Annotated in this window: 10 protein-coding genes; 6 read left to right on the forward strand and 4 right to left on the reverse strand. The window is 56.2% G+C overall.

What is annotated here, in order from left to right; all coding sequences use genetic code 11:
• The 6 genes from Q0362_RS00130 to Q0362_RS00155 all read left to right on the forward strand — a co-directional run.
• Positions 1 to 264: DUF2520 domain-containing protein (locus Q0362_RS00130; RefSeq protein ID WP_298118348.1), on the forward strand; the 264-nt coding region annotated here is incomplete at its 5' end.
• Positions 265 to 266: 2 nt separating this feature from the next.
• Positions 267 to 1,136, forward strand: a complete 870-nt coding sequence (panC, locus tag Q0362_RS00135; protein WP_298118349.1) for a pantoate--beta-alanine ligase — start codon at positions 267 to 269, stop codon at positions 1,134 to 1,136.
• Positions 1,133 to 2,635 carry a lysine--tRNA ligase gene (lysS, locus tag Q0362_RS00140; RefSeq protein WP_298118351.1) on the forward strand — a complete coding sequence of 501 codons (1,503 nt, stop codon included), beginning with the start codon at positions 1,133 to 1,135 and terminating at the stop codon, positions 2,633 to 2,635. The genes panC and lysS overlap by 4 nt, the downstream gene beginning before the upstream one ends.
• Before the next feature lie 27 nt (positions 2,636 to 2,662).
• Positions 2,663 to 2,842 carry a hypothetical protein gene (locus Q0362_RS00145; protein WP_298118354.1) on the forward strand — a complete coding sequence of 60 codons (180 nt, stop codon included), beginning with the start codon at positions 2,663 to 2,665 and terminating at the stop codon, positions 2,840 to 2,842.
• A complete protein-coding gene (cls, locus tag Q0362_RS00150) occupies positions 2,839 to 4,302 on the forward strand; it encodes a cardiolipin synthase (RefSeq protein ID WP_298118356.1) in 1,464 nt (487 codons plus the stop codon). Before Q0362_RS00145 ends, cls begins: the two co-directional genes overlap by 4 nt.
• 13 nt (positions 4,303 to 4,315) lie before the next feature.
• Entirely contained in the window at positions 4,316 to 5,326 is a 1,011-nt protein-coding gene (locus Q0362_RS00155; protein WP_298118358.1) for an aldo/keto reductase, read from the forward strand.
• A gap of 6 nt (positions 5,327 to 5,332) precedes the next feature.
• Here Q0362_RS00155 and Q0362_RS00160 read toward each other — a convergent pair whose 3' ends face one another.
• Genes Q0362_RS00160 through Q0362_RS00175 form a run of 4 tightly spaced genes read right to left on the reverse strand, consistent with a single transcriptional unit; the run spans position 5,333 to position 7,432 of the window.
• A complete protein-coding gene (locus tag Q0362_RS00160) occupies positions 5,333 to 5,815 on the reverse strand; it encodes a YbaK/EbsC family protein (protein ID WP_298118360.1) in 483 nt (160 codons plus the stop codon).
• 15 nt (positions 5,816 to 5,830) lie between these two features.
• Positions 5,831 to 6,154: a TfoX/Sxy family protein gene (locus Q0362_RS00165; RefSeq protein WP_298118361.1), complete on the reverse strand. Its 324-nt coding sequence runs from the start codon at positions 6,152 to 6,154 to the stop codon at positions 5,831 to 5,833.
• A 1-nt stretch (position 6,155) separates the two neighbouring features.
• Positions 6,156 to 6,503, reverse strand: coding sequence for a carboxymuconolactone decarboxylase family protein (locus Q0362_RS00170; RefSeq protein WP_280794554.1), 348 nt, complete (start codon positions 6,501 to 6,503; stop codon positions 6,156 to 6,158).
• Positions 6,500 to 7,432, reverse strand: a complete 933-nt coding sequence (locus Q0362_RS00175) for a pirin family protein (protein ID WP_298118366.1) — start codon at positions 7,430 to 7,432, stop codon at positions 6,500 to 6,502. Before Q0362_RS00175 ends, Q0362_RS00170 begins: the two co-directional genes overlap by 4 nt.
• Between the last annotated feature and the right edge of the window lie 239 nt (positions 7,433 to 7,671).

Consider the following 7,671-nt stretch of genomic DNA (forward strand, 5'->3'; position numbering starts at 1 on the left):
CCCATTGGGCAAGCGCTCGCAGTGGAGATGGGCGGAGAGCCCGTTGTGATCTCAGAGGCACAGCGTCCGCAGTATGCCGAGGCAATTGCGACTGCGTCGCAATTCTCTGCAGCGATTGTGGATCAGGCAACCAACTTGTTGGGCGAGATCGGTATCGAGAACCCGGGCCGTATTGTTGCTCCGCTGATTCGTTCTGCCGTGGACAATGCCTTGGGCCAGGCTGGAGATGCTTCGCGTCTCGGATTTACTGGACTCGACGACTAATCATGGCAACACCTCAGGTCCTGCACACCGTCTCGGAGATGACGGCACTGCGTGAGCGTCTCTCTGCAGAAGGAAAGACCCTTGCACTTGTTCCCACCATGGGAGCACTGCATGAAGGCCACCTTGCCCTTGTCACCCGAGCACGCGAACTCGCTGATGTCGTTGTGGTCTCGATCTTTGTTAACCCACTGCAATTTGGTGCGGGTGAAGACTTTGACCGCTATCCCCGCACGCTCGAGGCAGATGTTGCTGCACTCACAGACCGGGCAGAGTTTGTCTTTGCACCGGATGTGGACGAGGTCTATCCAGACCGTGTGGGTGGACCTGCGGTCCCCGCCCACTTCGCAGGGCCAATTGGTGAAACTTTTGAGGGCGCAAGTAGGCCCGGCCACTTCGACGGTGTGCTCACGGTCGTGGCGAGACTTTTCGACATTGTGAAGCCTGACGTTGCTGTCTTCGGTCAAAAAGACGCGCAGCAAGTCTTCTTAGTGCGCTCCATGATTGAGAAGGCGTCGTTGCCCATCCGCTTTGAGGTGCTGGAGACTATTCGCGAAGCTGATGGCCTGGCGCTCTCCAGCCGTAATCGCTATCTCAGTGAAGAAGAACGCGCAGCGGCACTGGCGTTGCCACATGCTTTGCTCGCTGCAGCTCGAGAAGCGCACCATGCCAACGCGGGTGCAGTGCGCGAGGTGGGCAGGAGCGTCTTTGAGAACTATCCGCTGGTTAGACTTGATTATCTCGACCTTGTCGATCCCACGAACTTTCAGAGCGTGAGTGACGACTACCAGGGACCTGCCACTGTGGTGGTGGCCGCGGTAGTGGGAACCACACGACTTATCGATACCGAAAACCTTGAGAGACTCCACGCATGAGTGAGAACACCACCCCTGAGCCCGAACTGACGGATGCAGAAGTCAGCGAGCAGAAGGCTGTCCGCCTAGCGAAGCGTGATCGACTCAATGAGCTCGGCCTTGAGGCATATCCGGTGGCTGTTCCCATCACCGACACCATTCCTGCTGTTCGTGCCCGCTTCGGTGAGCTGGAAGCTGACGCCACCACTGGCGTGACGGTGGGTCTTGCCGGCCGTATCGTTCACCTGCGCAACACGGGCAAGCTCTGCTTCGCCAGCTTGCAGTCGGGTGATGGTTCGCGTATTCAGGCAATGGTTTCCTTGGCTGAGGTTGGCGAAGAAAACCTCGAGCTCTGGAAAGACCTCGTTGACCTCGGTGACCACGTTTTTGTTTCGGGTGAAGTGATTTCTAGCCGTCGCGGCGAACTCTCCATCATGGTTCGCGAGTGGAAGATGGCCTCTAAGGCTGTTCTGCCCCTTCCCAACATGCACAACGAACTCAACGAGGAAACGCGAGTGCGTTCTCGCTACCTCGACCTCATTGTGCGTGAGCAGGCACGAACCAACGTCTTCTCCCGCGCGAAGACCATGGCGTCACTCCGCAACACGTTCACACAGCTCGACTTCATCGAGGTTGAGACACCCATGCTCCAGGTCATGCACGGTGGTGCTTCGGCACGCCCCTTCGTGACCCACTCCAACGCTTTCGACATGGAGCTCTTCCTGCGTATTGCTCCAGAGCTCTACTTGAAGCGTGCACTGGTCGGCGGCATCGAGCGCGTGTTCGAGATCAACCGCAACTTCCGCAATGAGGGTGCTGACAGCACTCACTCTCCTGAGTTCGCCATGCTTGAGGCCTATGAAGCATATGGTGACTACAACTCCATCGCCGACCTCACTCAGAAGCTCATCCAAGATGCTGCTGTTGCCGTCTCCGGCAGCCACGTGGTTACCTGGGCAGACGGAACTGAGTTCGACTTAGGTGGCGAATGGGATCGCATCAGCATGTATCACTCACTCAGTGATGCTGCCGGTGTTCAGATCACTCCAGAAACTTCAGTTGCAGACCTCCAGGCAATGGCCAACAAGGAAGGCGTGGAAGTTCACCTCGCCAACCACGGCAAGCTCGTGGAAGAACTGTGGGAGCACTTCGTCAAGGACGGCCTCACTCGCCCCACCTTCGTCATGGACTTCCCTGTTGAGACCAGCCCACTCGTGAAGGAACACCGTTCCATTCCTGGTGTGGTGGAGAAGTGGGATCTTTACGTTCGCGGCTTCGAGCTCGCTACTGGCTACTCCGAGCTCAATGACCCTGTTATTCAGCGTGAACGTTTCGTGCAGCAGGCTGCACTCAGCGCCAAGGGTGACGTCGAGGCAATGCGTCTGGACGAAGACTTCCTCAAGGCTCTCGAGCACGCTATGCCACCTGCCGGCGGTATGGGTATGGGTATGGATCGCTTGCTGATGGCCATCACTGGCCTGGGTATTCGCGAGACCATCCTCTTCCCGCTGGTCAAGTAATCAGGTTCCTTCGGTAGTCTGACCTCTATGGACAACTTCTGGCTTAACGCACTCTGGTCGGTGACCCCGACCGTTCTGCTTGGCCTGCTGTTTTGGCTCATCATTCGCTCGATTTTGCGCTCAGATCGCACCGAGCGTGAAACTTATGCCCGCTTGGAAGCAGAAGAGCGCGCTAAGCGCGGACTTCCTGAGGCCGAGAAGAAATGAATCAAGCAGAATTCTCCTTCTGGCTCACCGTTGTTGCATTAGCGGTTGACTTTGTCATCCGCGTGGTCGCGATCATTATCGTTCCACGCAACCGTCGCCCTTCTTCCGCCTTGGGCTGGCTGCTGGCTATCTTCTTCATTCCATATATCGGTGTGATTTTGTTCTTGCTCATTGGTAGCCCTCGATTGGGCCGGAAGCGTCGTCGCCGTCAGCGTGAAATTAACCAGTTCATCTTGGACTCCACCGAAGGCTTCGACAAGGTTGCCCACGACAAGTCATGGCCGGTCTGGCTGGACCGTGTGGTTGAGCTCAACCGCAATCTGGGCGCTATTCCCTTAGTTGGCGGCAACTCAGCGCAGATGCAGATCGACTACGAAAAGAACATCATCGATATCGCTGCCGATATTGATAAGGCAAAGAACTTTGTTCACGTCGAGTTCTACATACTTTCTTCTGACTCCGTAACTGAGCCTGTCTTCCTCGCTATGCAGCGTGCTGTGGAACGTGGTGTTGAAGTGCGTGTGCTCTTTGATCACGTTGCCGCAATGCGCACGGTTGGGTACCGCAAGACCAAGAAGCGTCTGACCAAGATAGGTGTCGACTGGCACCTCATGCTTCCTTTCCTTCCTTTCCAAGGCAAGTATGAACGCCCCGACCTACGCAACCACCGCAAGCTCGTCATCATTGACGGCAGTATCGGCTGGATGGGTTCACAGAACCTCATCGACTCCAGTTATCTCAAGAAGTCGAACCTCAAGCGCGGTCTGCATTGGAAAGACGCGATGGTCCGCTTGCGCGGCCCCATCGTTGCTGGTTTGAACGCCATCTTCATTACCGACTGGTACTCCGAAACAGATGTTCTGCTCACGCGTGAAGCAGAACCCATCGAAGCATTCCACGAAGACAACACCCTGGATTGCCAGATCGTTCCCTCAGGACCAGGCTTTGCCTCTGAGAATAACCTGCGCCTGTTCTTGACCTTGATGTATTCGGCACAAGAGAAGATCATCATCACCTCCCCCTACTTCGTTCCTGACGAGTCATTGATGTATGCCATCACCTCGGCATGCCAGCGCGGTGTTCGGGTCGAACTCTTTGTTTCTGAAATCGGCGACCAGGCACTGGTGTATCACGCACAGCGTTCCTACTACGAAGCACTGCTTCGTGCCGGTGTGATTATCTGGCTCTACAAAGCACCCACCATCTTGCACTCTAAGCACATGTCGATTGACGATGAAGTTGCTGTTATTGGTTCTTCCAACATGGACATGCGTTCCTTCTCCCTCAACCTTGAGGTCTCCCTCATGGTGCGCGGAGCAAGCTTTGTTCAGCAAATGCGCGACGTGGAAGATGCCTACCGCGAGAACTCACGTGCACTCACCCTTGAGGAATGGAAGCAGCAGCCTCTGCGCTCCACCGTTCTCGATGGCCTTGCCCGCCTCACCTCTTCGCTCCAGTAGTTAGGCTCGTTCCATGGCATACGAAGCAGCGTCCACCCGCTACGACATCATGAACTTCCGCCGCAGCGGGAAGTCAGGTCTGAAACTCCCCGAGATTTCTTTAGGTCTCTGGCACAACTTTGGCGATGAGGGTTCACTGAAGAACCAGCGCGCCATTCTGCGTCGTGCCTTCGACATGGGTGTGACCCACTTCGACCTAGCCAACAACTACGGCATTCCTGCCGGTTCGGCTGAATCACACTTCGGCGAAGTACTGGCCTCAGACTTCAAGCCCTACCGCGATGAAATGGTTATCTCGTCCAAGGCGGGGTATTTCATGTGGGACGGCCCCTACGGCGAATGGGGTTCGCGGAAGTACCTCATCTCCTCGCTCGACCAGAGTCTGTCTCGTATGGGCCTCGACTACGTCGACATTTTCTACTCCCACCGCCCCGACCCCAACACTCCTATTGAGGAGACCATGGGAGCGCTGGCCTCAGTCGTGCAGCAGGGCAAGGCGCTCTACGTTGGCATCTCTTCTTACACTCCCGAACAGACCATGGCGGCGAAGAAGGAACTGGACCGTCTCGGAGTTCCCCTCCTGATTCACCAGCCCCGCTATTCCATGTTTGATCGCACCATCGAACGCTCAGGCTTGCTTTACACGCTCGATGAAATTGGTGCGGGCTGCATCGTCTTCTCGCCTCTGGCTCAGGGATTGCTCACCGACCGCTATTTGAAGGGCATCCCCAAGGATTCTCGCGCAGCGCTGGGTGAACACCTCAAGTCCTCGAGTATTTCTGACACCTATCTCGAGCGCGTCCGCGGCCTCTCGGCTATCGCCGAGGCCCGCGGCCAGACGCTCGCTCAGATGGCTCTGCTCTGGACTCTGCGCAACCCCGGTGTCACCTCAGCACTCATTGGTGCGTCCTCGGTCAAGCAGCTCGAAGACAACCTTGCTGCGATTCACGGGCCTGAGTTTGAACCAGAAGAGCTTGACGCTATCGACGTCTTTGCTGTTCACGGAACTGAGTCGGGTAAGTAGAACTTCTTACTCGCCGATATCGGCGGGTGTTCCACCGGTCATGCGAACTAATTCACTAAACGTGGTTTGGTAAACGTAGGCAGGATGTCCGCCTGCAGACCAGATGGTCTCGTATTGAGCGAGGTCGTTATCGACCAGAGTGGGTAGCTCGGTAGCTAAACCAACCGGCGAGACGCCACCAATCACATAGCCGGTTGCGGCTCGAACGTCATCGGCATTGGCTTTCGTGATTTTCTTCCCCCCAAAGGCGACAGAAACCTTGTCGGTGTCGACGCGGTGCCCACCTGAGCTCATCACGAGCACGGGTTCGCCATCTGCCAGGAAGACAAGTGAGTTCGCAATCTGACCTCGGGTAATGCCGAGCCCTTCAGCAGCTGCCTGGGCAGTGTGGGCATTGTCATCGAGGCGAACAACATCACCTTCCGCGCCGTGCTCTTTCAGAGCCGCGCGGAAACGTTCAACAGATTCGGGGTGTGAGATCTCGGTCATGAGTATTTCTTCCGGTTATGGCTTCTTCTTCGGCTTCGGAACTGGCAAAGCAGCCCAAGTGAGATCCAGCATTTCATGCATCCAGTCCGCATCAGAGAACTTCTCAATCGGGATCACAAAATGTTCCTTGGCACCGGGGTAGGGAGAGCCCTTGTCGAGCTCAGAGGCAAAGACATCCCCTGGTGACGTGACTTTCAAAAAGAGAGTGTTGTCGCAAATCACACCGACAAAGGTGTCTTCGCAGTAGAGCCCATACTCACCAAACATGGGCTTGACCCGCACATTGCGTGCGCCGAAAGCGTCCAGGACGTCTTCGGTAAATTCTTTATTCGTTGCCAAATTAGTGCTCGTGATCCAGAGTGCTGCTGACCTGCAGTGCCATGCGTCCGTGAGTGAAGGCTCCGCCTGCACGAAGGGCCGCAGCAATCCAGGCGGCTTCCGCTATCTCGGCGTCGGTGGCACCGGCCTTCACCGCACCCTTGGTGTGGGCATCAATGCAGAAAGAACACTGCGTGGTGAATGCCACACTCAACGCCATCAGCTCACGGAACTTGAGCGGGATAGCGCGGCCTTCTTCTGCGAAGACGGCGTTATCGAACGCAACGAAGGCTTCCAGAATGTCTGGAGTTTCCTTCTTATAGATCCGCCCGAACTTGCGGTTCTCGGTTCCGTCATAGAGATCACTCATGGCCTGGGCAACTTTCGTGGTCGGAGTTGAACGTGGGGCATTTCTGGAGCTGGGATAGTCGAGCCACTGTGCTCGACATGTCCAAAAATACCCTCAGGGTTACCTTCGTGCACAACATCTTCTTGCCATTGCTCACGCATGGCCACGATCTCATCGTGGTTTCGCCCGATGAAGTTCCACCACATCACGAGTTCTTCCTCGAAGGGAGTACCACCAAGAAGCAGTAACCGTGCAGGCTCGTCTCCAATGGTCAAGGTGAGGGTGGAGCGGCCAGGCTCGACGTAAGCGAGCTGGTCTTTGGTGGCGATCTCGCCTGCCACGGCTACTGAACCTGTGTCTACCAGGACACCGTGTTCGAAGGTCGGGTTCACTGGGATAGTGAAAGTGCTTCCAGCCGGGGACAGAATCTCAGCACCCAGCAGGGGAGTAAACGTGGTGGTTCCTGCCGTTACTGTTCCCGTATCACCTGTGAGGGAACCAATAAAGACAATGAGCTGGGCATCACCGATAGTCGTACGTGGGGCAATGTGGTGTTCAAAGAAAGGTGGGATGTGGCGGTCTTTCTCTGTCAGCGCCACCCAGAGCTGGACCCCATGCATCACGGGCACTCGGCCGGTGGAGTGTTCGGCGTGAGCAATTCCTGCACCGGCGGTCATCAGGTTGACCTGGCCAGGTTCAATGAGTTGTACGCTGCCCACACTGTCGCGGTGCTCCACTTCACCCTGGAAAAGCCAGGTCACGGTCTGAAGACCAGTGTGGGGATGAGCGCCTAAGTTCATGCCGCCGGTGAGTTCCACCTCGTCAGGACCGTAGTGATCCACAAAGCACCATGCCCCAATCGTGCTGCGCTGGCGATTGGGCAAGGTGCGCCTCACGGTCATCGCGCGGAGACCACCCAGTGGGACATCGCGAGGAGTGAGGATGCTCATGTTTACAGACTACGTATCTCGGGGAGGATTTATTCCTTTCAACTCCTCGTTCTTCCTCCAGCGAACAAGCCCGTATCTACTCACGCCGTGGGCGAACAGGGGCAGTTTTTGTGCCTTCTTGTCGTTACTCTCAAATCAAGACCTGCACAGACCATGTGTGCTGATGGGAGTTAGAAATGTTTGAGAGATTTACCGACCGCGCTCGCCGCGTCGTTGTCTTGGCGCAAGAAGAAGCCAAG

The organism is uncultured Aurantimicrobium sp. (assembly GCF_936931525.1).
Lineage (GTDB): Bacteria > Actinomycetota > Actinomycetes > Actinomycetales > Microbacteriaceae > Aurantimicrobium.

Excerpts from the sequence above, each read along its gene's own strand:
- panC (WP_298118349.1), top strand. The coding sequence starts at position 267 with ATGGCAACACCTCAGGTCCTGCACACCGTCTCGGAGATGACGGCACTG.
- lysS (WP_298118351.1), top strand. The coding sequence starts at position 1,133 with ATGAGTGAGAACACCACCCCTGAGCCCGAACTGACGGATGCAGAAGTC.
- Q0362_RS00145 (WP_298118354.1), top strand. The coding sequence starts at position 2,663 with ATGGACAACTTCTGGCTTAACGCACTCTGGTCGGTGACCCCGACCGTT.
- cls (WP_298118356.1), top strand. The coding sequence starts at position 2,839 with ATGAATCAAGCAGAATTCTCCTTCTGGCTCACCGTTGTTGCATTAGCG.
- Q0362_RS00155 (WP_298118358.1), top strand. The coding sequence starts at position 4,316 with ATGGCATACGAAGCAGCGTCCACCCGCTACGACATCATGAACTTCCGC.
- Q0362_RS00160 (WP_298118360.1), bottom strand. The coding sequence starts at position 5,815 with ATGACCGAGATCTCACACCCCGAATCTGTTGAACGTTTCCGCGCGGCT.
- Q0362_RS00170 (WP_280794554.1), bottom strand. The coding sequence starts at position 6,503 with ATGAGTGATCTCTATGACGGAACCGAGAACCGCAAGTTCGGGCGGATC.
- Q0362_RS00175 (WP_298118366.1), bottom strand. The coding sequence starts at position 7,432 with ATGAGCATCCTCACTCCTCGCGATGTCCCACTGGGTGGTCTCCGCGCG.